At 40.9% G+C, this 23,957-nt stretch carries 24 protein-coding genes; 4 read left to right on the top strand and 20 right to left on the bottom strand.

Annotated features, from left to right (window positions below; translation table 11 throughout):
• Positions 1-34 precede the first annotated feature (34 nt).
• The 5 genes from J4G44_RS13575 to alr all read right to left on the bottom strand — a co-directional run bounded on the left by J4G44_RS13575 (position 35) and on the right by alr (position 4,631).
• On the bottom strand, positions 35-892 hold the full coding sequence (locus J4G44_RS13575) for an alpha/beta fold hydrolase (protein WP_265738105.1): 858 nt from the start codon (positions 890-892) through the stop codon (positions 35-37).
• 42 nt (positions 893-934) lie between these two features.
• Positions 935-1,807 carry a class I poly(R)-hydroxyalkanoic acid synthase gene (locus tag J4G44_RS13570; protein WP_228291689.1) on the bottom strand — a complete coding sequence of 291 codons (873 nt, stop codon included), beginning with the start codon at positions 1,805-1,807 and terminating at the stop codon, positions 935-937.
• Positions 1,808-1,932: 125 nt separating this feature from the next.
• A complete protein-coding gene (locus J4G44_RS09810; protein WP_207973594.1) occupies positions 1,933-2,277 on the bottom strand; it encodes a phasin family protein in 345 nt (114 codons plus the stop codon).
• Positions 2,278-2,328: 51 nt separating this feature from the next.
• On the bottom strand, positions 2,329-3,075 hold the full coding sequence (phbB, locus tag J4G44_RS09805; protein ID WP_207973593.1) for a beta-ketoacyl-ACP reductase: 747 nt from the start codon (positions 3,073-3,075) through the stop codon (positions 2,329-2,331).
• 479 nt (positions 3,076-3,554) lie between these two features.
• Positions 3,555-4,631: an alanine racemase gene (gene alr / locus J4G44_RS09800; protein ID WP_180158715.1), complete on the bottom strand. Its 1,077-nt coding sequence runs from the start codon at positions 4,629-4,631 to the stop codon at positions 3,555-3,557.
• Between the two features lie 466 nt (positions 4,632-5,097).
• On the opposite strand from alr, the gene J4G44_RS09795 reads away from it, so the two are divergent.
• On the top strand, positions 5,098-5,664 hold the full coding sequence (locus J4G44_RS09795; RefSeq protein WP_180158741.1) for a hypothetical protein: 567 nt from the start codon (positions 5,098-5,100) through the stop codon (positions 5,662-5,664).
• 20 nt (positions 5,665-5,684) lie between these two features.
• Here the strand turns inward: J4G44_RS09795 and dnaB are convergent, their stop codons facing one another.
• From dnaB to ppsA, 11 genes are all read right to left on the bottom strand, one after another.
• Positions 5,685-7,130: a replicative DNA helicase gene (dnaB, locus tag J4G44_RS09790; protein WP_004973149.1), complete on the bottom strand. Its 1,446-nt coding sequence runs from the start codon at positions 7,128-7,130 to the stop codon at positions 5,685-5,687.
• A gap of 233 nt (positions 7,131-7,363) precedes the next feature.
• Entirely contained in the window at positions 7,364-7,810 is a 447-nt protein-coding gene (gene rplI / locus J4G44_RS09785) for a 50S ribosomal protein L9 (RefSeq protein WP_004973150.1), read from the bottom strand.
• Positions 7,811-7,819: 9 nt separating this feature from the next.
• Positions 7,820-8,047 (bottom strand): 30S ribosomal protein S18, encoded by a 228-nt coding sequence (gene rpsR, locus J4G44_RS09780; RefSeq protein WP_004719336.1) that lies wholly within the window; start codon positions 8,045-8,047, stop codon positions 7,820-7,822.
• 11 nt (positions 8,048-8,058) lie between these two features.
• Entirely contained in the window at positions 8,059-8,448 is a 390-nt protein-coding gene (gene rpsF / locus J4G44_RS09775) for a 30S ribosomal protein S6 (protein WP_004973153.1), read from the bottom strand.
• A 354-nt stretch (positions 8,449-8,802) separates the two neighbouring features.
• Complete coding sequence (gene cyoE, locus J4G44_RS09770; RefSeq protein WP_004973155.1) at positions 8,803-9,681, bottom strand: heme o synthase; 879 nt, start codon at positions 9,679-9,681, stop codon at positions 8,803-8,805.
• A 10-nt stretch (positions 9,682-9,691) separates the two neighbouring features.
• A complete protein-coding gene (locus J4G44_RS09765) occupies positions 9,692-10,018 on the bottom strand; it encodes a cytochrome o ubiquinol oxidase subunit IV (RefSeq protein WP_004973158.1) in 327 nt (108 codons plus the stop codon).
• Positions 10,018-10,635, bottom strand: a complete 618-nt coding sequence (gene cyoC, locus J4G44_RS09760; RefSeq protein WP_004973159.1) for a cytochrome o ubiquinol oxidase subunit III — start codon at positions 10,633-10,635, stop codon at positions 10,018-10,020. The genes J4G44_RS09765 and cyoC overlap by 1 nt, the downstream gene beginning before the upstream one ends.
• Before the next feature lie 3 nt (positions 10,636-10,638).
• The gene (gene cyoB / locus J4G44_RS09755) at positions 10,639-12,627 is read right to left on the bottom strand and encodes a cytochrome o ubiquinol oxidase subunit I (protein ID WP_096900904.1); all 1,989 of its coding nucleotides are present in this window, start codon (positions 12,625-12,627) and stop codon (positions 10,639-10,641) included.
• 3 nt (positions 12,628-12,630) lie between these two features.
• Positions 12,631-13,704 carry a ubiquinol oxidase subunit II gene (gene cyoA / locus J4G44_RS09750; protein ID WP_004973169.1) on the bottom strand — a complete coding sequence of 358 codons (1,074 nt, stop codon included), beginning with the start codon at positions 13,702-13,704 and terminating at the stop codon, positions 12,631-12,633.
• A gap of 303 nt (positions 13,705-14,007) precedes the next feature.
• Positions 14,008-14,805 carry an RDD family protein gene (locus tag J4G44_RS09745; RefSeq protein WP_180158714.1) on the bottom strand — a complete coding sequence of 266 codons (798 nt, stop codon included), beginning with the start codon at positions 14,803-14,805 and terminating at the stop codon, positions 14,008-14,010.
• Between the two features lie 74 nt (positions 14,806-14,879).
• Complete coding sequence (ppsA, locus tag J4G44_RS09740) at positions 14,880-17,258, bottom strand: phosphoenolpyruvate synthase (RefSeq protein WP_004973175.1); 2,379 nt, start codon at positions 17,256-17,258, stop codon at positions 14,880-14,882.
• Between the two features lie 155 nt (positions 17,259-17,413).
• Here ppsA and ppsR point away from each other — a divergent pair, with 155 nt between their 5' ends.
• Positions 17,414-18,250, top strand: coding sequence for a posphoenolpyruvate synthetase regulatory kinase/phosphorylase PpsR (ppsR, locus tag J4G44_RS09735; protein ID WP_004973178.1), 837 nt, complete (start codon positions 17,414-17,416; stop codon positions 18,248-18,250).
• Between the two features lie 114 nt (positions 18,251-18,364).
• Here the strand turns inward: ppsR and J4G44_RS09730 are convergent, their stop codons facing one another.
• From J4G44_RS09730 to J4G44_RS09715, 4 genes are all read right to left on the bottom strand, one after another.
• The gene (locus J4G44_RS09730; protein ID WP_004973179.1) at positions 18,365-18,919 is read right to left on the bottom strand and encodes an NAD(P)/FAD-dependent oxidoreductase; all 555 of its coding nucleotides are present in this window, start codon (positions 18,917-18,919) and stop codon (positions 18,365-18,367) included.
• A 244-nt stretch (positions 18,920-19,163) separates the two neighbouring features.
• On the bottom strand, positions 19,164-20,168 hold the full coding sequence (locus tag J4G44_RS09725; protein ID WP_179991102.1) for an LLM class flavin-dependent oxidoreductase: 1,005 nt from the start codon (positions 20,166-20,168) through the stop codon (positions 19,164-19,166).
• A gap of 221 nt (positions 20,169-20,389) precedes the next feature.
• Positions 20,390-20,887: a hypothetical protein gene (locus J4G44_RS09720; RefSeq protein WP_004973185.1), complete on the bottom strand. Its 498-nt coding sequence runs from the start codon at positions 20,885-20,887 to the stop codon at positions 20,390-20,392.
• Positions 20,888-21,132: 245 nt separating this feature from the next.
• Positions 21,133-21,558 carry a glycine zipper domain-containing protein gene (locus J4G44_RS09715; protein ID WP_004973189.1) on the bottom strand — a complete coding sequence of 142 codons (426 nt, stop codon included), beginning with the start codon at positions 21,556-21,558 and terminating at the stop codon, positions 21,133-21,135.
• A gap of 386 nt (positions 21,559-21,944) precedes the next feature.
• Between J4G44_RS09715 and prfA the strand changes: the two genes are divergently transcribed.
• Complete coding sequence (gene prfA / locus J4G44_RS09710; RefSeq protein WP_004973192.1) at positions 21,945-23,033, top strand: peptide chain release factor 1; 1,089 nt, start codon at positions 21,945-21,947, stop codon at positions 23,031-23,033.
• Positions 23,033-23,863 carry a peptide chain release factor N(5)-glutamine methyltransferase gene (prmC, locus tag J4G44_RS09705; protein ID WP_167846066.1) on the top strand — a complete coding sequence of 277 codons (831 nt, stop codon included), beginning with the start codon at positions 23,033-23,035 and terminating at the stop codon, positions 23,861-23,863. Before prfA ends, prmC begins: the two co-directional genes overlap by 1 nt.
• Positions 23,864-23,957 lie beyond the last annotated feature (94 nt).

Below are 23,957 nucleotides of genomic sequence, written 5' to 3'. Positions count from 1 at the left end.
TATAGCATGTGCATTGCTGTTGTTATATGACTGATTAAAATAAATTTACCAAAACATAGCGACCTGGTGCTGCTTCTATCATTGGATATTGCGCATTACCTAAGGCGCGGGCAGGGACTTGTTCGCCTGCATACGGTGTGACCCAAGCCTGCCAGCGTAGCCACCAAGATTCAGGATGATACTCTGCACCATCTAGCCATTGCTTGGTATTTTCAAACTTGGCAGAGTTGGTATAGCAGCCGTATTTATTACGACTTGGCGGATTCACAATGCCTGCCAAGTGTCCAGATTCACCAAGTACCAGTGTAGATTCACCGCCTAAGTAATCTGCACCACGGAAGCTTGTATCCCAAAGTGCGATATGATCTTCCTGCGTTGCAATAAAGAAGCTTGGTGTTTTGACACGAGAAAGGTTGAGTCCAACACCGTTTACTTTCACTGCGTTTGGTGAAATCAATTCATTATTCAAATACAAATTACGCAATAAGAAATTATGAATTTTGGCAGGAATATTGGTGCCGTCGCAGTTCCAATACAAAATATCGAAATCTGAAGGCTCTTTGCCTTTTAAATAGTTCTCGATGTAGTAGTTCCAGTACAGGGTATTTTCACGTAACAAACTGAACGTAACTGCCAATTGGCGACCATCAAAATAACCGAATTGATTATTTAAGGTTTCTAAACCATTAATCACAGGTTCATTAATAAATACGCCTAAGCTGCCTGGGTTTTCAAAGTCGATAATGGTTGCCATATACGTGGCAGATTTCACATGACTTTTCAGGCGTTTTGCCACGTAATAAGCCTGCGTTGCAGCAAGTAAAGTACCACCAATACAATAGCCGATACAGTTGGCTTCTTTTTCTCCTGTAATTTCTTCAATAACACGCAAAGCTTCAACCGCACCTGCGGTGATCAGATCAGCGAAAGTGAGTTATTTTTGTTCAGCATTTGGGTTACGCCAAGACATTAAAAAGACCGTATGACCTTGCTGACGTAACCAGTTCACCAATGAGTTTTGTTCGCGTAAATCCAGCACATAATATTTATTAATAAATGGCGGCACGATTAGAATCGGGGTTTGATATACATTTTCTGTCGTTGCTTCATATTGCAACAACTGGAAAATTTCATTTTCAAAGACCACTGCGCCTGGTGTATAGGCTAAATCTTTACCCAAGCTAAAAGAGTCACTATTGACTATGCGAATAGATAAATATTTTCCGCTATTGACCACATCATCATGGAAAATTTGCATACCACGGACAAGGTTTTCGCCTTGTTCGGTAATGGTTTGCTGAATCACTTCAGGGTTAGTCCAAAGAAAATTGCTTGGTGATAAAGCATTAATCATTTGACGGGTAAAAAAGTGAATGCGGTAACGCACTTTGTCTGGAATGCCTTCTACGACATCCACCATATTTTGTACCAGTTGGCTAAACAGCAAATAAGACTGCGATAACAGGTCAAAATTGGGTTGTTCTTGCCATAATGGGCTGTTAAAACGACGATCACCACTTTCAGGTTGAATGAATGGTTCGATGTCTTTTGCCACACTGCGCATCATCACATTTTGGTAGATTTGCATTTGACCTTGCCACCAGCTCCATTGCATTTCCATCAAGCGTGCTGGATTTTTAGACAAAGCTTCAAAGAACATAGACATATCTTCTTTGTTGAGCTGTGTTAAGGCGTCATTAATAGGGCTTTGCCCATAATAAAATTCTTGTAGTTTTTTCCAGATATCATCGTGGCTAGAGAAAAATTGTAATATATTTTCTTTGAATTGAAATGAGTTCTGTTTCATTTCATCGCTCCATAGCACATGGCTTTTAGCAATCAAATTGAGTGCAAGGCTGAAACTAAAACGGGGAAATTTTCACACTTCCCCGTAACATTCGTCCTGATAACGCATGGTTTTCAGAGCAGTGTTTATTTATTATTTGGCATTGAATCGCTGACTAACTTTTCAAATTCTGCTTTGACTTCTGAAGTCAGTGTTGCTAATTTTTTGCCATCTTCAATCATTTGCTGACTGAGTTTGTTTATAGTTTCTAATTGCTTGGTGGTGCAGTTCACCATGCTTTGCATGTCTTTCACTTCGCTATTGGCAAACATTTGTGCTAAACCAATGTTGGCATAGTTGCGTGCTGCTTCTAATTGTAGGTTGGTTAAGTTAGCAAAATTTTTTGCAACTATACTGTTGAATTTGGTGTACGGTTCAAACACGTTTTTGTATTGAGCATTCATGTTTGAAAATAAGTCGCCGTATAGCATGGGTGTCACTCCAGTAAATAAACTTGTAGATTAAAATGAGGTGTTACACGCTTAGTGCATGTATAAGCCGCCGTTGATTGATAAGGTTTCGCCTGTTACGTATGCAGCATGATCACTCACTAAATACATAACTGCTGCCGCAATTTCGGTAGGGGCGGCAAGACGTTGCAGAGGAATTTGTGCTTCAATGCTTTTAATTACTTCTTCGCGCATGGCTGTGACCATCGGGGTTGCGGTATAACCTGGTGCAACGACGTTCACGCAGATATTTGAACGTGCGCCTTCTTGCGCCAAAGCTTTGCTAAAGCCGATGATGCCTGCCTTAGTTGCAGAGTAGTTGGCTTGACCAAATTGACCTTTTAAACCGTTGACTGAGCTGATATTGACAATACGTCCCGACTTTTGTTCTAACATTTTGTTAAACACGGGCTGAGTCACTGTGAACAATGTTTTTAAGTTGGTATCAATGACTTGTGACCACTGTTCATAGCTCATCTTTTTAAAAGTTGCATCACGGGTGATGCCTGCATTATTGACCAGCACATCGACACGACCTTCAGCAGCAATTGCTTCTTGAATAGCTGCTGTTACCGCTTCGTGGTTATTTAAATCCGTTAAGACAAAGCGTACATCGCTGTCTTGAAATCCTTCACTTTGAAGCCATTGTTTTTCGCGGTCTTCTTCACGTGGTACAACCGTTGCGATAATTTTATAGCCTGCTGTAACCAGTTGACGGCAAATCTCACTGCCAATACCACCTAATGCACCCGTCACTAAAGCTACTTTTTGTTCAGACATGTTGTTTTCCTAAGCAGAATAAGGTTATAAAAAATAAGAAGTTTTTCCTCTTTATTCTTGTTTAGAAATTAAGCGTTTTATATTGCAAACAGACTGCAGTTTGATGATGCTTTAAAGTCAAAAGTAAACAAATATTGGAAATATCTTGAGGAAGAAACGGCAGCATATAAGGATTTGAACAAGCAGCTACAGTGAAGTTATTGATTCATCGTGCAGGACGCAGCAAAGTTCAGAGAACTGGTGCAAATAAGGGTTTGCTATAAGTTGTAGATATATGACAGTTAAAATACATACTGCGAGCAGATTATTTGGATTTAGATTTTTTTAATATGTGCAATTAATAGTTGTTGTGCTTGAAGTGCGTTGTAATGTTGAGGATGGATTTAAAGTTGAATTATTCACTTAGATAGACATATTAAAATGAAATGGCATGTAGCGATCTAGCTACATGCCATTTAACAAAGCTATATAAAGAATATTTAAAGTGCAGTTGTTTTACGTTGCGGACGTGGGCTTAAACGACAGAGGAGTTCATAACCAATCGTACCATTGGCTGTGGCAACATCATCCACCAAACGGTGTTTGCCCCATAGTTCAACTTGTGTGCCTAATTCAACGTCTAAACCTGTGACATCAATGGCAATCATATCCATAGACACACGACCAAGTACAGGCGTTAATTTTGTACCAATCGCAACAAAATTTGGCTGCACAAATGTACGTGGATAACCATCGCCATAGCCAATTGAAACAATCGCAATTTGCATGGCTTGTTCTGCAGTAAAGGTTGAACCGTAGCCGACGTGTTCGCCTGCATCAATTTCATTTAGTGCGATCACTTCTGCGCTTAAAGTCATCACAGGCTTTAAGTCGAGTGTATGCACATTATGTGCGGCAAAAGGCGTTGCACCGTAAAGCATAATGCCTGGGCGTACATAATCAAAATGCAATTCGGGATAACGATAGATTGCAGCAGAGTTACAGCAAGAAGCAAGAATAGGGCTGCAATTGTCTTTGACATGCAAAAATTGCGCGACTTGTTGATCATTTAAAGCATGATCACCATCGGCATTGGCAAAATGCATGGTCAACACACAGGTAAAACCTTCGGCTTTGAGCATGTGAATCACATCAATAATTTCAGGAATTTTAAAACCTAAACGATTCATGCCGCTGTTGAGTTTGACCCAGACTTTTAAGCCTTGTGCGATATAATCAGCTTTATGTTGTAGTAGCCAATCGAGCTGTGCTTGATGATGCACTACACATTCCAATTTGTGTGCCAACACACTTTGCATTTCATCGGCAGAAAAAACACCTTCAATCAGGGTGATGGGCTGCGTATATCCCAATTCACGAATTTCTAAGGCTTCTTCAACGCAAGCGACACCAAAGGCATCGCTGTATTTTAAAGCTGCTAAGCAGTCTTTTACACCATGTCCGTAAGCATTGGCCTTGACCATGCTAACAATTTTTGCTGTTGGGGCAAGTTGTTTGACACGGTTTAAATTATATTGCAGTGCCTGACTGTCAATATAAACTGTTGCTTGGCGCACCCTAAATACTCCTTGGGAATGACAATTGGTAATTTGTGTTAGATACACTGTGGAGTGATAAATAAATACTAAAAATAGTTCTATTTAAAAATATTCACTATTGTAGACCTATCAACCTCAAATAGACATGAACATTTAAGTTTTTGATCATAAATTAATTTAAGATCGAAAAATCTATTAGGTTATTGATTGCAAATAATTTGTAAAAGTTTCAGACTTTATTTTTCATATAAAACTATACGTTCTAAAAGCTATTATGGTGTTAGATGCTCTCACTCAGGAAATTCTAAACTGTACGAGTTATGGCAAGATTCAGATGATTGTGGAGAGTGGGTTCGTAATTTAAATGAACTCAAAGAGAGATTAAACAATGCATTTTAAACTTGGATATGTTGAATAAATAATGAAAATATTTTGTTATCTGGGATGGAGTACTTTATTTTTTTGTCAGTCAGTTATGGCTTGTATGCCACATTCACCCAATGACGTATTTATTGCCCGTTACCAAGGTTCACTGGCAGTACAGGGGAGTTCAGACTTCATCTTTCAACTTAGTTCAGGTCAATTTATTTTTCGCTCAATACTAGATGAAGTTAAATATAAAAAGCCCACCCAATGGTACAGTGGATTTTCAGGTAAAAGTACAGCTAAAAACCAATTAATTATTGGTTTAGCTTATGCACCAGATGGTGCTAAACCCCAGCAATATCGAGTAATTTTATTTGCAGCATTAAACTGTAAGAATGACCAGTTTGTTTTATCTAAACCGATTGCCCCATTTTTAGCTTGGAATAAGCAGACATCAAATTGTTCTACAGGCGATAGAGCAGAGGTTGGGATTTTAGATGGTTTTATAGACTATGATCAGACACATTATTTGGCGCAACTGCAACAAAAGTATCCGACATGCGAGCAACTAAATAAAGCATTTCCATCATTTGAAATGGAAGAAAATAGCCAAGATTGGAATTTACTCTCAAGCTGGAAACTATGGTGGGCAAAGTTAATAAGTCAGATTAAATCATGGTTTTAATAAAAAGAGCAATGCAAGCATTACTCTTCATCATCATACTGAGCATAATACTCAGGAGATAAATTACTAAAACGGGTATATTGTCCTTCAAAAGCAAGACGTACCGTACCAATAGGGCCGTTACGCTGTTTACCAATAATAATTTCGGCAGTGCCTGCTTCTTTAGATTCTTTATTGTAAACTTCGTCGCGGTAAATAAACATGATTAAGTCCGCATCTTGCTCAATTGCACCAGATTCACGCAAGTCAGACATCACAGGGCGTTTATTAGGTCGGTTCTCTAATGAGCGGTTGAGCTGTGACAAAGCAATCACAGGGCAGTTCATCTCTTTGGCCAAGGCTTTTAAGCTACGTGAAATTTCTGAGATTTCGCCGACACGGTTATCGCCCATGCCTGGGACTTTCATTAACTGCAAATAATCGACCATGATACAGCCAATTTTACCGCCATGTTGTTTGGCAATGCGTCGCGCACGTGCACGTACTTCCGTAGGCGGCAGGGCAGATGAGTCATCAATATACAAATGCTTTTCTTGCAGTTGTAAAATCGTGCCTGTGACTTTTGACCATTCATCGCCACTGAGTTTACCTGAACGTAAATTCCCTTGATGCACTTTGCCGTATGCAGAAATTAAACGCATTGCGATTGAGTCTGCAGGCATTTCCATAGAGTATACAAGGGCAGGCAAATCATTGTTAAACAAAACACTTTCGACCAAGTTCATGGCAAAGGTGGTTTTACCCATAGATGGACGCGCAGCGACAATAATCAAGTCACCTGCTTGCATGCCCGAAGTTTTATTATCTAACTCCACAAAGCCTGTGGTTAAGCCTGTGATGTTACCTTCCATTTTAGAAAGTTCATCAAGTTTGTCGAATACATCGGCAACCACACTCGAAATGGCTTTTGGGCCTTGCGCTTTGGCATTGTTATTGTGTTGTTCGGCAATTTGGAAAATATTAGTTTCAGCCAAATCTAAAATCTCACTTACACTACGCCCTTTGGTGTCATAGGCATTTTGTAAAATTTCAGAACTGACTTTAATCATGTTTCTGAGGGTTGAGAATTCTTTAATTTTCGTGGCATAGGTTTCTAGGTTATAAAAACTAGAAGGTGAGTCTGCCATGAGCTGCATTAAATATTCTTCACCGCCCGCAGCTTCGAGTAAATTTTGTTTAATCAGCCAGTCATTCACCAAAACAGCATCATAAGGTGAGTTTTCTTTAGATAAAGAATCAATAGCGCGGAAAATATATTTGTGGCGTGTCGCGTAAAAATCAGATTCTTGTAATACATCACCCACTTGTTCAAAAGATTCGGCTACAGTCATCAACGCAGCCAAAACAGCTTGTTCGATGGCTAAGTTATGCGGTGGGGTACGAAACTCTTTAAGCGGGCTGTTCTCATTTGGTTTTAGATCAGACTTTGCAGTATGTTGCTTTGCGCTAGCAGTCGCCTGTGACATATAAATCCCTGATTTTTAAAACAGTAAATGCTGAATAATGCACGGGGGATAGAACTTGAAACTCATATTCTTTCCACTTCCCGATGATACGCCCTCTAGAAAAAAAAGCGAGTAGATTTTGGTGAAGGATAAGTCAAAGCGTATAGATCGATTTAGGAAAATTGTACTAACTGTATATTCTAAAGACAAAAAAAGAGCATGCGATTAGGCATGCTCTTTTCTTTTGCAGAAAATTACTCAGATACGATAGTAACGAGAACTTCAGCAACAACATCATGGTGCAATTGGATTGCGATGTTGAATTCACCAGTGTGACGAAGCGCACCGTTTGGTAAACGAACTTCTGCACGGTCAACTTCAAGACCAGCATTCGTTAACGCGTCAGCGATGTCACGAGTACCGATAGAACCGAAAAGTTTACCTTCATCACCAGCTTTAGCAGTGATTACGATGTTAACTTCGTTCAATTGGTCAGCACGTGCTTGAGCAGCAGCTAAAATTTCAGCTTCTTGCTTCTCAAGTTCAGCACGACGAGCTTCAAATGCAGCAGTGTTTGCTTCAGTTGCAGCAACTGCTTTACCTTGAGGGATCAAGTAGTTACGGCCGTAACCAGCTTTAACTGAAACTTTATCGCCTAATTTACCAAGGTTCTTAATGCGTTGTAATAAGATAATATCCACAGCTCAACCTCACTTATGATTGTCAGTGTAAGGGATCAACGCTAAGTAGCGAGCTTGTTTAATAGCAAGCGCTAATTGACGTTGGTAACGAGCTTTAGTACCTGTAATACGGCTAGGAACAATCTTGCCATTTTCAGTGATGTACTGTTTTAGTGTATCGATATCTTTGTAGTCGATGTACGTAACGTTCTCAGCTGTAAAGCGGCAGAACTTGCGACGACGGTAAAAACGTGCCATTGATGTTCTCCTTAAGCTTCAGCAGAGTCTTGGTTAGCGTGTTGTGCTTCTTCACGTTGAGCTTTACGCGCACGTTTTTCTTCAGCACTCTTAGCCAATAATGACTCTTCAGTGATAGCGTTTTCACGACGGATGATCAAGCTACGAAGGATCGCGTCGTTATAACGGAACAATTCTTCTAACTCGTCAAGCGTAGTTTGACCACATTCAACGTTCATAAGAATGTAGTGCGCTTTGTGAATTTTGTTAATTGGGTAAGCCAATTGACGACGGCCCCAATCTTCTAAACGGTGAATTTGACCTTCAGCTTCTTTGATGTGAGTTAGGTAACGTTCTACCATACCCACAACTTGATCGCTTTGGTCTGGGTGTACCAAAAGTACGATTTCGTAGTGACGCATTGTCAGCTCCTTACGGTTTATGCAGCCCCTGACTAAATTGAGCCAGAAGCAAGGAGTCACAACCGAAGTTGTGTCGCAAAATTGCGAAGCGTGAATTTTAGAGCTTTTACCAAGTAAATACAAGGCTTGGTCTAAGAAAAGATCGGCTTGGGTAAAAAGGGAATCTAATATTTTGCATCTATGATTGGAATTTAAATTTTATACTTTGTAGTTGTATGTCACTAACTTTTAGAGTGTTTAATTCGAAAATTATTAAGGACGAATAAATCAAAGACAGATAAATTGTTATTATTTAAATATTGAAGTGTGGAGAGGGTAGGCACTCCATTAAAAGATAGAGCTAAACTCTATCTTTTAAAAAAGTATGATTTGCGTGCTTGGTGCGGTTGCTGTAAAGCTAAAACATAAACTCACAACAGTAATTAAAATAACCGAAAATAGGAAAAAGCGTTTTGCCCATAATTGATCATTTTCTGCTTTGAAGCCAATGACGCCAATATAGAACCAATAAATACAAAGTGCATTCAAAATAACCAGATATAGCCAGTTTGCATAACCAAATACAAACAGTCCATTCATGGCAACGGTAAATAACACCACATAAATTAGTGATTCAATTTTCGTTCGTAAAATTGAACGAGCAACTGGCAAAATTGGAATCCCCGCATTTTTGTAATCATCAAAACGGTAAATTGCAATCGCCCAAGAGTGGGGCATTTGCCAAAGTGCATAACCTAAAAAGATAAGTAGTGCAGCTAAGTCAAATTGATTTGCAACAGCGGTATAACCAATGACAGGTGGGCTTGCGCCTGAAATACTGCCAATAATGGTTTGATGAATTGTTGTGCGTTTGGTCCATAGACTGTAAAAGCCGACATAAACCACGAAACCAATCAGTGCAAAAAGAAAAGCGTATGCGTTAACTCCAAACCATAAAATGCTAAAACCAATTATGCCCAATACCACTGAATAAATCAGCGCAATAGGAACAGAAACAGTTTTTTTCACTAAAGCACGGTTTTGTGTGCGTTGCATTTTTTGGTCGATGTCTTGGTCAATAATATTGTTGACCACACATCCTGAGGCGACAACAAGCGTTGTACCAAGCAGAGTAAGCAGTAGGAGAAGGAAATCTACAGAACCTTGGGCAGCTACAAAGTAGCCACCCAAAGTGGTAATAAAATTACCAAAGAGAATTCCTGGCTTTGTCAGGAATAAATACTTTTTCAGCATGACAACCAGTTTAGATCATCATGTTGTAGTGTAGGTAGTTCATGATCCATACAGAACCAACCAAAAGGATGGCAATGGTCAGAATGGTATACACGAATGCAATCACGTTCCAACGTTGCTCTGAAGAAGAATTCATATGCAAGAAATAAATTAATTGAATAAGAATCTGAGCAACTGCTGTAATCGAAATAACAGTAATCAAAATACCACGGCCAAAACCACCTGCCATAACCATACCAAAAGGAATAATGGTAAGGATAACAGAAAGGATAAAGCCAATCGTATATTGCTTAGTGTTACCGTGTGATGCACCAGCAGAGTTGTGATCGTGACTCATTAGAGAACTCCCATCAAGTAAACTACGCTGAATACACAGATCCAAACGATGTCAAGGAAGTGCCAGAACAAGCTTAGGCAAGCTAAACGACGCATGTTCGGAATAGTCAAACCATATTTCTTGATTTGAACCATTAACACGATCATCCAAACTAAACCTGAAGTTACGTGAATACCGTGCGTACCAACCAAAGTAAAGAACGCAGATAAGAACGCACTCGCACTTGGACCATGTCCAGCGTGAACTAAATGGTTGAACTCATAAAGTTCCATACCAATAAAGATCGCACCGAAAACCCAAGTCACGCCTAACCAAGTTAGAACTTTAGCAACATCTTTCTTGTAAGCAGCTAAAACGGCAAAACCGAAAGTTACAGAAGAAATCAACAGGGCAAAAGTTTCTGTTAAAACGAAGCCTAATGACTCGCCAAACAAATCTTTAGCTGTTGGAGTGCCTACTGGAACGTGGCTACTTAATACAGCGAACGCGATGAAAAGTGTACCAAAAATTACAAGGTCACTCATCAAGTAGGTCCAGAAACCAAAGACGGTGATGTCTGTATCATCGTGGTGATGATCATCATGTCCGTGGTTGTCGTGATGAAGTACTTCAGCCATGTCTTAGTCCTTCTTCAAGTGTTTTTCAAGGATCGCATAGCGTTCGTTTTCAATACGCTCAACTTCAGCAGCAGGAACATAGTAGTCCACTTTCTTCGTGAAAGAACTCACGATGAAGCTGATGATTGCCGCAATGAACGTAACGATTGCTAGCCACCAAATATGCCAGATTAATGCGAAGCCCATAGTTGTAATAAACATTGCAATTATGAAGCCAGCTGCACGGTTAGTTGGCATATGGACATCTTCATACTTAGTTGGACGAGCGTATGCAACACCATTTTCTTTGTCAGTCCAGAAAGTATCAATACCATTGATCTTTGGAAGGTGAGCAAAGTTATAGAACGGTGCTGGAGAAGAAGTAGCCCACTCAAGCGTACGGCCATCCCATGGATCTCCAGTAAGGTCTAAGCGTTGGTTGCGTTGTAGGAAGCCAACCACAATCTGCATAACGAAGCAGAATAGACCAATAGCAATTAACACAGAACCGAAGAACGCAATTGCCAAGTATGGATCCCATTCTGGGTTGTCATATGTATTCAAACGACGAGTCATACCCATGAAACCAAGGATATAAAGTGGCATGAATGCAAAGTAGAAACCGAAGAACCAGAACCAGAATGCTGCTTTACCCCAAGTTTCATTGAGTCTCCAACCAAACATTTTTGGCCAGTAGTAAATGATACCTGCGAACATCGCGAATACTACACCACCAATAATTACGTTATGGAAGTGAGCAATTAGGAATAAAGAGTTGTGTACAAGGAAGTCCGCTGGTGGAACTGCCATTAATACACCTGTTAAACCACCGATACCAAAAGTCACAAGGAAGCCAAGTGTCCAAAGCATTGGGGTAGTGTAGGTAATACGACCCTTGTACATGGTGAATAACCAAGAGAAGATTTTCACACCAGTAGGAATCGCAATAATCATGGTCATGATACCGAAGAACGCGTTAACGTTGGCACCTGCACCCATGGTAAAGAAGTGGTGAACCCATACAACAAGTGATAACACACCAATTGCAACAGTTGCGTACACCATTGATTTGTAACCGAACAATGTTTTGCGAGCAAAAGTCGCAGTTACTTCTGAGTAAATACCAAATGCTGGTAATACTAAGATATAAACTTCTGGGTGACCCCATGTCCAAATCAAGTTTACATACAACATTGGGCTACCACCCATGTCGTTCGTAAAGAAGTGGAAACCGAAGTAACGGTCAAGCGTTAACATTGCAATTGTCGCAGTTAAAACTGGGAATGTTGCAATGATAAGTACCGCAGTAACTAATGTTGTCCAAGTGAAAACAGGCATGTCCATAAGTTTCATGCCAGGCGCACGCATTTTGATGATGGTAACGAAGAAGTTAACACCAGTAAGAAGCGTACCTAGACCAGAAACCTGAAGTGCCCAAATATAGTAGTCAACACCAACACCTGGAGAGTATTCGATACCAGATAGAGGAGGATAAGCCATCCAACCTGTAGCAGCGAATTCACCTAATGCAAGTGAAACCATCATTAAACCTGCAGCACCAGCGAATAACCAGAAGCTTAAAGAGTTTAATAACGGGAAGGCTACGTCACGAGCACCAATCTGTAATGGTACAGAGATGTTCATTAAGCCAACAACAAGACCCATTGCCACGAAGAAGATCATGATCACACCGTGTGCGGTGAAAATCTGGTCATAGTGTTCTGGGTGTAAATAGCCTTCACCACCACCTTTCGCAAGGAACTGTTGAAGACGCATCATGATCGCATCTGCGAAGCCACGAAGTAACATGACTACAGATACAAAGATATACATGATACCAATTTTTTTATGGTCTACAGATGTGAACCATTCGTTCCACAAGTAGCCCCATTTTTTGAAGTAGGTAATACCAGCAATCGCTGCAAGACCACCTAAGATCATCGCTGCAACAGTTACCAATACGATTGGATCGTAAGGAATTGCATCTGGACCTAACTTACCTAATAAGCTCATGTCTTATTCCCCTTGAGAAGCAGTCGCATGTTCAACTGCTACATGAGTTTCAGAAGCAGGCGCTTCACCAGCCACTACAGGAGCTGAATGGTCAGCACCATGGTAGTTACTCATATAGTTATTGATCACTGATTCAAACAAGCCTTGCTCAACAGAAGAGTAATAAGTCACAGGATGTGGCTGAGTCTTATATGGACCTTCTTTTAAAGCCGTTGCAGCAAGTTTTTTCTCTAATTCAGTTTTGGCGTTACGAACCATTGCATCAATTTGTTTCTGTGAACGGTTACCGTCACGTAAAGAAGCAAATTCAGCTTGATCTAAAACTGTTTTTTGAACAGCTTGAGGATTGATAGTCGTACCTTGACCTGCTTTAACAGCTGTTACCCATTGCTCAAAATCAGCTTGAGTTACAGAGTGAGCTTTAAAGCGCATTTGCGAGAAACCATAACCTGAGTAGTTAGATGAGAAACCACGGAATTCGCCCGTGTTGTCTGCTAAAACGTTCAAGTGAGTTTGCATACCCGCCATTGCATAAATCTGACCAGATAATGCAGGGATAAAGAACGAGTTCATTGTGAAGTTAGATGTTAAACGTAAGCTTACAGGCGTTTGCTCTGGGAAGCGTAATTCGTTAACAGTAGCAATGTTCTGTTCTGGGTAGATGAAGATCCATTTAAATTGTTCAGCAATAACTTGAACAGTTAAAGGAGCTTTTTCGGATTCTAGCGGACGGTAAGGGTCGTACTTGTGGGAACCCCACCAAGTTAACCAAGCTAAAATACAAATAATAATAACAGGTATACCCCATACTACAATTTCAATTGCAGTAGAGTGTGACCATGTTGGTTGATAGTCTGCGTCTTTATTCGATGCGCGATATTTCCAACCGAACCACAATGCCATAATTGCAGATGGAATAACCACCAATAGCATTAGGTAAATCGCAGTCATCATCAGGTTACTTTGACCTGCTGCAACTGGACCTTTTGAGTTCAGAAGTACTAAATCACCGCCACACCCAGTTAAGAGTGCAGCCATCGTAGATAAAGACAATACAGCTAAAATCGTTTGTCTCATTTTACAACCTCGGTGAAGAGTCCCATTCCCTAATTTAATATGGGATAGCGATTAAAGTGTCGCATGATTAAAAAGACATCAAAAAAGATGAAAAAGTCTTCTTAATCATCGGACACCGCTACGTTGTAGGGCATTATGCCTGATATCGACAAACTAAGCTACACATAAAGCGGCTTTAAGTGGAGGGAATAAAAACCAATTTTTATACTCGGAATTATTTTTGTTAATTTTAATTTATTTATATTTATCAATATTATAAGAAAAAAGGGATGATCAATCATCCCTGAATAAATAAAAATCAAATTATTGCTTTACGACTTTGGTTTTGGCGAGTTTATCGTGCAAAGCCTGTCGTTTTGCACCAAATGCAAAGCCATAATCTAAAATTGTGATGAAGGGCATAAACATCATATTCAAAATAATGAAAATGATAGAGCGAATAGTAAACACACGCATTAGGCTGACTTTTTCATCGGTTTCAGCATCGACAATCTTAATTTTAGTCAGACGTTTGCCAATACTTTGTCCAGTTTTAGCCAGCAGGAAGGCTTGTATGCCCAGCATAATCAATAAATAAATTGCCACCGCTTGCCAAGCTTGCATTGGAATGAGCTGAAAGAGTTCAGTTTGCAATTGCATGGCTTGATCAGACGTTGTCGCTGCCTGCATTTTTTGTTGTAAACCAGACAATTGTTCAAACTGGTCCGCATTTAAGAAAAAAGAGGGAAGTGCTGCTGCAGGCAACCATAACAACATGTCTATAATTTTGGCTAAAGCACGTTGGTTAATGCTCGCCAATTCATTTTTTGTTGCCTGTGTTCTTGAATTTGATGATGCTGAGCTTGGTCGTGATGTGTTTGTAGCCGTGTAATCTGTATTTTGAAAAGGTGAATGTTCAGGGGTAGGTGGTGTGCTGACGTAGCCTTGTGGTTCATATACAAGTTTACCTTGGGTGAGTTCACCTAAAGCTTTCCATTCGCTCATGCCTTGGTGCCAAGCCAAATCTGTCAGCAACACTTGTTGGCTGGCGAGCATTTGGTTGAGCTGCTCTAAGGTGTATGGCCCAGCTTGTTGATTATTTCGTGCCAAGTAAATTTGCATAAATATAAAATCTCAAAAAATGAATTTGAAAAAAAACCCACGCAGGTGCATGGGTTTTCTTTTAACACGTTTTACTACGCTTGTTGAGCTTTTTCTTCAGAAAGGAAGAACCAAGTGTCTAAAACTGAGTCTGGGTTTAAAGATACAGATTCAATACCTTGTTCCATTAACCAACGTGCAAGGTCAGGGTGATCTGAAGGGCCTTGACCACAGATACCGACATATTTACCTGCTTTACGGCATGCGTGAATTGCCATAGAAAGTAATGCTTTCACTGCAGGGTCACGTTCATCGAACAGGTGAGAAACAATGCCTGAGTCACGGTCTAAACCAAGTGTTAACTGAGTTAAGTCATTTGAGCCGATAGAGAAACCATCGAAGTGCTCAAGGAATTGTTCAGCCAACAATGCGTTGGTTGGTAATTCACACATCATGATCACTTTCAGACCATTTTCACCACGTTTTAAACCATTCAGCGCAAGCAATTCGATCACACGTTTTGCTTCAGCAACGGTACGTACAAATGGAATCATAATTTGTACGTTGGTTAAGCCCATTTCGTCACGTACTTTTTTCAAGGCACGACATTCAAGCTCGAAGCAGTCACGGAAATTGTCAGACACATAACGACTTGCACCACGGAAGCCCAACATTGGGTTTTCTTCTTCTGGCTCATATAACTTACCACCAATTAAGTTTGCGTATTCGTTTGATTTGAAGTCAGACATACGCACAATCACTGGTTTGTCAGCGAATGCAGCAGCAAGGGTAGAAATACCTTCAACCAATTTTTCTACATAGAATTCGATTGGCGATGAATAGCCCGCAGTACGCGCCATAACTGCTGCACGTGTTTCACGTGGTAAGCTGTCAATATTAAGCAATGCTTTAGGATGCACACCAATCATACGGTTGATGATGAATTCTAAACGTGCAAGACCAATCCCTTCGTTTGGAATTTGAGCAAAGTCAAATGCGCGGTCTGGGTTACCAACGTTCATCATGATTTTGAACGGAAGTTTAGGCATAGATTCGATTGAGTTCTTTTGAACTTCAAAATCTAAAGCACCTTCATAAATGAAACCTGTGTCGCCTTCGGCGCAAGAAACTGTAACTTCCTGACCATCAGTCAAAACTTCAGTTGCATTACCACAACCTACAATTGCAGGTACGCCTAATTCACGGGCAATAATTGCAGCGTGACAAGTACGACCACCGCGGTTAGTGACAATTGCAGCAGCACGTTTCATCACTGGTTCCCAGTCTGGATCAGTCATGTCTGAAACAAGAACGTCACCTTCCTGAACTTTGTCCATTTCTTTAATAGACGTTACAACGCGGACTCTACCAGAACCGATACGCTGACCAATTGAACGACCTTCACAAATGACCGTACCTTTTTGTTTCAATAGGTAGCGTTCCATAGTACCGACGTTTTCACGGCTTTTTACAGTTTCAGGACGTGCTTGAACGATGTAGATTTGACCGTCATCACCATCTTTTGCCCATTCAATATCCATAGGCGCTTGATAATGTTCTTCAATAATTAACGCTTGTTTCGCTAATTCTTGTAGTTCGTGATCATTTAAAGAGAACTGTTGGCGATCTTGTTTTTCAACATCGACCACAACTACAGATTTACCAGCCGCGCCTTCTTCACCATAAATCATTTTTTGGTGTTTAGAGCCAAGGTTACGACGTAAAACTGAGTGTTTGCCTGCTTTTAATAAAGGCTTAGAAATATAGAATTCATCTGGGTTAACTGCACCCTGAACCACCATTTCACCCAAACCATAAGAAGCAGTAATGAATACAGCATCACGGAAACCAGATTCTGTATCTAGGGTAAACATTACACCAGCAGCGCCAGTTTCTGAACGTACCATACGTTGTACGCCTGCAGACAAAGCAACGACATCGTGGTCAAAGTTTTGGTGTACACGGTAAGAAATCGCGCGGTCGTTGTACAAAGATGCAAAAACTTCTTTAATGGCAATTAATACGTTGTCAATGCCACGGATGTTTAGGAATGTTTCTTGCTGACCTGCGAAAGATGCGTCTGGTAGATCTTCTGCAGTTGCAGATGAACGAACGGCAACCGCGATGTTTGGGTTGCCGTTAGAGAGTGCTTCAAAAGCAACTCGGATTTCTTGTTCTAGTGATGCAGTAAGCGGAGTGTCGACAATCCATTGACGAATTTTTGCACCAGTTTCAGCAAGCGCATTCACGTCATCTACATTGAGTGTTTTTAGCTCTGCTTGAATTTTAGCGTTTAGGCCACTTTGCTCGAGAAATTCACGATAAGCAGCAGCTGTTGTTGCAAAGCCACCTGGTACCGATACACCAGCATTAGATAAGTGGCTGATCATTTCGCCCAAAGATGAGTTTTTCCCACCCACGAGCTCAACATCGTGTTTCCCTAATTTTTCCAGACCAATTACGCGCGCTTCCAAAGTTGTTACTCCACTTTTGCAGTATTAATCACTATCTTGTCATGAAATTATAATAAATCTACTTAGCAATTTGGTTTTACTAAGCGACAGTCATGTAAGATCGGTTTACTATAAAGATTATATAGCACTAAGACAAATGTTTAAGGAGAATTTTAATGTCAGATGGTAAACAAATTAAGCGGAGTGTTTTTTTTATTTCCGATGGAACTGCAATTACGGCTGAAACCCTTGGACATTCACTCTTAGCGCAATTTCCAAATGTGGACTTTGATATTCATATTCATCCTTATATTACGTCTGAAGAAGCGGCTATGAATGTGGTGGCAGAGATTAATGCCCGAGCACAAATTGATGGTCAATTACCTTTGGTGTTTGATACCTTGGTTGACCAATATGTGCGTGACATTATCAACACTGCCAAAGCAATTAATTTAGATGTATTTGAAGGCTTAATTAGTAAGCTTTCTGAAGAGTTAGGAACACCACCAACCACTTTGGTCGGGCAGACGCATGCCGTAACAGATTCTGAATCTTACAAGGCACGTATTGATGCGGTGCATTTTGCCTTAGATAACGATGATGGCGCACGTACACGCCATTACGACAAGGCCGATCTGATTCTGATTGGGGTGTCGCGTTCGGGTAAAACGCCAACTTCCATCTACCTTTCTTTACAGTTCGGGATTCGTGTGGCGAACTATCCATTGACTGAAGAAGACCTCGATGACAACCGTTTGCCAGCCGTATTAAAGCCGCATAAACATAAGTTATTTGGCTTGATGATTGATGCTGAACGCCTTGTGGCAATTCGTACTGAACGTAAAGCCAATAGCCGTTATGCAAGTTTTAATCAATGCCAAATGGAATTGCGTGCGATTGAAGGTATTTATATTTCAGAAGGGATTAAATATTTAAATGTTTCAGAAATGTCGATTGAAGAAATTTCAACACGTGTTTTACAAATGACAGGTTTAAAACGTCGTATTGGTTAATGAAACTATATGTATTAAAAGAGCCAAAATTTTATTTTGGCTCTTTTTTATTGGATTTAAATAGAATAAAAATCAAGCTACTATTTATTTAAATGATAATGCTTTTAGTGTGACTTAAAATGTAGTGATAATGGTATCAATTGGATGTTCTTGTCCATCAATACTATGCACGCTATGTGCACAGACTTTGACAATTGGCCAAGTAATCAAATGGCAATTTTCGCGTTGTAAAGCTGAATAATAATGATCAGATTTAAAATAGCGTTGATGTGTATCTGCAATGTTTGGTGTGAGTTGACGTTTAAGCCACGTGTCTTTGACTTGAGCATCTAAAAAGCGTAAAGCCAAAATATTTTTGACGCGGTTATTAAACAAACGTCGATTTTTAAACACCAAAGGATGGCTAATTAGGCGATGGATGCCACGTTCTGTACTTGGCAGGACAAAATGCGGTGCAATTTGAAAGACTTGAACAGATGTTGCTTGCTGACAAATTCTATCGAGTTGTGCCACGCTGTCCTGATTTGCACCAATAACTGCAACGCGTAAACCTGTGAAGTCATGCTGTTTGATTTCAGTTGCAGGAATGCATTCGCCTTGGAATTCTTGAAAATCTGCCAAGCAGTTTTGAAAAGCGTGTCTATGTACGTCGTGTTTAGGACTGACCATGCTGAATCTCTTGATATATTCATTTTATAAATTAGAACATTTACTCTATTTTGTTGGGGCAGTACTGTTTGGTAAAGTCTTTTGTGCAGGCGAGCCAGTCATTCCTAAAGATTGAAAATTAATTCAACTGAGATTACTGAGATTTAAGCGAAAGAGAACAAGAAAACGGATTTAAGTTATTTATTTTAAATGTTTTTAATTGATGAAACCTTGTAGCTCAATAGAACTACAAGGTCGGAGCTAATTAAGTATCTAACTTCATTTGCATGAGCAAATCAAAGTTGTATAAGCGTTTTTCTGTGTCATAGATGTCACAGGTAAAAATAAACTCATCGACATCATACTTTGCCAATAAGTTTTCCAATCCTGCTTTGACAGTCGCCTTAGAGCCAATTTGCGCCATGGCATAAAAACTATCGACTGACATTTTTTCTGCAGGCGACCACAAGCCATCCATGCTTTTAACTGGAGCTTTGAGTTTTAGGCTTTGTCCACGCATTAAACCTAAAACACGCTGATAGGCACTAGTCGCCAAAAATTCTGCTTCTTGGTCGGTATCTGCAACCACTGTTGGCACACCCATAGACACATAAGGCCGCTCTAAATATTCTGAAGGCTCAAAATTGTCACGATATAACTGAATGGCTTGAGCAAGCATACGCGGGGCGAAGTGTGAGGCAAATGAGTAGGGTAGTCCTAATTTTGCAGCAAGTTGTGCGCTAAATAAACTTGAACCAAGCAACCATACAGGAACGTGTGTCCCTTGTCCTGGCGTAGCAACAATACGTTGTTGTGGTTCAGCATCTTTAAAGTAATGCAAAATTTCTAAAACATCTTGCGGAAATTGATCTTCAGTTTCCTGTCGCCCACGACGCAGCGCACGCATGGTCACTTGATCTGTGCCTGGTGCGCGACCTAAACCGAGTTCAATACGGTTAGGATATAAAGTCGCTAAAGTTCCAAACTGTTCAGCGACCACTAACGGTGCGTGGTTGGGGAGCATAATACCGCCAGAACCGAGTTTAATTTTTTGCGTATTTGCTAATAAATAACCCAAAAGAACTGCGGTTGCTGAGCTGGCAATGCCATCCATATTATGATGTTCCGCCAACCACAAACGGTCATAGCCGAGTTGTTCTGCGTGTCGTGCTAATTCAAGTGCATGATGCAGTGAAAACTGTACTGATTGATCATCACGTACAGGTGCGAGTTCAAGAATGGCAAATTTTGTGTCTTGCAGGGAACGCATCATTTATTCCAGCTTGATTAAAGAGAGTTTTATCATACGATGCTGCACTGATTTTGTATATCGAAAATTTTCGATATATGGGCGAGTCATGAGATATTGCCATTTAACAACGCGCGACATTCATCCAAAAAGCACGCTTTATAAAAAAACATTTATCCAAGCAAGTAGTCAGCAAACAAAAAGCACCCGAAGGTGCTGATTGTTAGAAGTATCGTGAGAAATTAACGACGTTTACCATTTTTATAGTGACCTAAATGTAAGCCATTGTCTTTGCGGTAACGGTCATTATAACGGTAGTCATTGTAGCGATAGCCACGGCTATCATAGCGGCGGTCATAACGATCATCACGACGGTCTTCACTAACTTTTTGACCTAATACTGCACCACCTGCAGAGCCGAGTCCTGCACCGACATAGCCACCATTGTTGCCTGCCATATTGCGACCAACGCTATATCCACCTGCACCGCCCAAGGCAGCACCAATCATGGCACCGTTACGGTCACGTTTATTGGCAGAAGCTGCAGCACCGCCCGCACCACCAATGGCTGAACCAATCATCGCGCCTGTTTGTCCACCCATTTGTTGACCAATTGCTGCTCCGACAGCACCACCCAAGGCAGAACTTACGGCAACACGTGTATCGTTTGCATGCGCAGTACTCATAAGCAAGGCAGAACTTGCGATAACGCTACCCAATAAAATACGATTAAGTTTCATGCGGATGCTCCAAATATTGATTAATATGTTTTGTAATGAAGATATAGAAACAGATGGCAAAGATCGTGAAGGGCAATGAGGTAAATCTGCAAAGTTTGGTAAAGACTTTGTAATTGCACTGCTAAATTTCTTCATATTGATTATGGTCGTTTTTTTGAACTGATATATGAAGAAAAATTAATCCTATAAAAAAGCATCAAACCTGTGTTGATGCTTTTTTGCTGCTCTATGCCTATCGTTCAAGATTAACGACGGTTGCGTTTTTTCTTCCATTTACGTTCTTGATAGCGGTCATATTCTTTATCTTTCGAGATTTTATTGCCGAGTGCTGCACCACCTGCTGCACCTAAAGCTGAACCAATATAACCACCATTGGTACCGCCCATATTTTTACCTACGGTATAACCCGCACCACCACCCAAAGCACCACCAATTGCAGATTCAGTACGATGACGCTTATCACTCGCCACTGCTGCACCACCAGCACCGCCTAAGGCAGCGCCTAGTGTTGCACCCGTAGTACCACCCATATTTTTACCAATAGCTGTACCTGCAACACTGCCTAAAGCACTGGCTGCGGCAACGCGCGTAGTATTGTCTGCATAAACGTTGGCACTGAGCATTGAAGCTGTGGCTAAAGCTGCTGTCATTAACATTGCATTAAGTTTCATGTTGAACTCCATGTCCATTTATAGGACTTATTTATGATCAATTTTGATGGGCTCAATTTAACAAAGCGCCGCTTTTAAAATGTGGAGAGTGCAGACGAGATTGGTGTTCTTTGGTGTGGGCTTTGTATGAGTTTGATTAAAATTGCTAAAAAAATGTCCAAATGCGGATGCTAATTGCGGTACTTGGTGAGTTGTACATTCACCGCAATGCACAGCATCATCAAGCAGAAATACTGCTAGAACATCTGCAGATAGGCATTTCAAACATCGTACAGACTTAATAATGATGTTATTTGGGTGGTAGAATCGGTAAACTATGCGCAATTTTTTATTTCGCTGTGCTGCGTGTTGCATGTAACAGCCTTTGCATTGAGATTTTTTAAACAATGAAAGAATCGTTACGTTTACGATTAGATCAGCTTTCTGACCGCCATGAAGAATTGACTGCTTTGTTGGCAGATGTTGAAGTGATTTCAGATAACAAGCGTTTTCGTCAATTATCACGTGAACACAGTGATTTAGACGAAATTACGGCAGTGTGGTCACAATACACACAAGCCGAAGCCGATATTGAAACAGCCGAAGCAATGTTGTCTGATCCTGACTTTAAGGAAATGGCGCAAGAAGAAATTAAAGACAATAAAGCGCTGATTCAGCAACTTGAAGCTGACTTAAATATTTTAATGATTCCAAAAGACCCGAATGATGCCAACTCGGCTTATTTGGAGATTCGCGCAGGGACAGGTGGCGATGAAGCCGCGATTTTCTCGGGTGACTTATTCCGCATGTATAGCAAATATGCCGAAAGTCAGGGCTGGAGAATCGAAATTTTATCTGAAAATGAAGGTGAACACGGCGGATATAAAGAAGTCATTTGCTTGGTGAATGGCGAAGGCGTGTATGGCCGTTTGAAGTTTGAAAGTGGTGCGCATCGTGTGCAACGTGTTCCTGCGACTGAATCGCAAGGTCGTGTGCATACATCAGCGTGTACTGTGGCAATTTTACCTGAAGTAGATGTAGACACCACGGTAGATATTAACCCTGCCGATTTGCGTATCGATACCTATCGTGCTTCGGGTGCGGGTGGTCAGCACGTTAACAAAACCGACTCTGCAGTGCGTATAACCCACATTCCGACGGGTACTGTGGTGGAATGTCAGGAAGAGCGTTCACAGCATAAAAACAAAGCGAAAGCGATGGCGTTGTTGGCATCACGTTTGGAAAATGCCAAACGTGCTGCAGCAGATGCAGCAACTTCAGAAATGCGTCGTGATTTGGTGGGTTCGGGTGACCGTTCTGAGCGTATTCGTACCTATAACTATCCGCAAGGACGTATGACAGATCATCGTATTAACCTGACTTTATATAAGTTGGATGCGGTGATGGAAGGTGATTTAACTGAACTACTAGATAGTCTGCATCGTGAATATCAGGCAGATCAGTTGGCGATGCTTGCTCAGCAAAACGGTGGTTAATGAATATTGCGCAAGCCTTGGCGCTACGTGGTGAAGTCGATAGCTATGAGCGTCAAGAAAATATTTGGTTGTTAGAGCATTTTTTAGGACTCAGTGCGCTTGAATTAAAATATCGTGCAGATCAGGAATTGAGTGCCGCGCAAGAGCAGATGTATGTGCAGGCTTTGGCACGTATAGCAGCAGGCGAGCCTTTGGCGTATATCACAGGTTCACAGCCATTTTGGACACTGGATTTAAAAGTCACGCACGATACTTTGGTGCCACGTCCTGATACCGAGGTTTTGGTCGAAACTGTGTTGGCTTTGTCATTACAACGTGATGCTGTAATTGTCGATTTAGGCACAGGTACAGGGGCGATTGCTTTGGCTTTAGCATCTGAACGTCCAGATTGGCAGGTAACCGCAACCGATATTTACCTGCCAACGCTTGCAGTTGCTCAAGAAAATGCAAGCAAGCATGCTTTAAATCAGGTGCAATTTGCCCGTGGTGCATGGTTTGAGGCATTGGGTTCAGCAGCCGAGCCACGTTTTGATTTAATTGTATCTAATCCGCCGTATATAGATGCTAATGATGCACACATGTCTGCTTTGGCAGCAGAGCCTGAACGTGCATTGGTGGCAGCAGATCAGGGTTTGGCAGATATTCTGCAGATTATTTCGCAGGGTAAGCACTGGCTGAAAGCAAATGGATGGATTGCACTAGAGCATGGCTATGACCAAGCTTTAGCAGTGCAAGCGATTTTTGCAGAACACGGTTTTTCTGACATTCGTACAGTCAAAGATTATGCAGGCAATGATCGGGTGACTTTAGCACAATGGCTTGCTGGCTGATGTGTTATATCAGTTAAAAATCTTGTGAGATCTATTTATCAGCTTGCAAACATAGACGAATGATTAGCAAAGTTTAAGTGCAAGACCAATTTAT

Origin of the sequence: Acinetobacter towneri (genome assembly GCF_017498585.1) — a bacterium.
Taxonomy (GTDB): domain Bacteria; phylum Pseudomonadota; class Gammaproteobacteria; order Pseudomonadales; family Moraxellaceae; genus Acinetobacter; species Acinetobacter towneri.
Note: the sequence above shows the minus strand (reverse complement) of the source record. Positions and strands in the feature narration are given on the sequence as shown.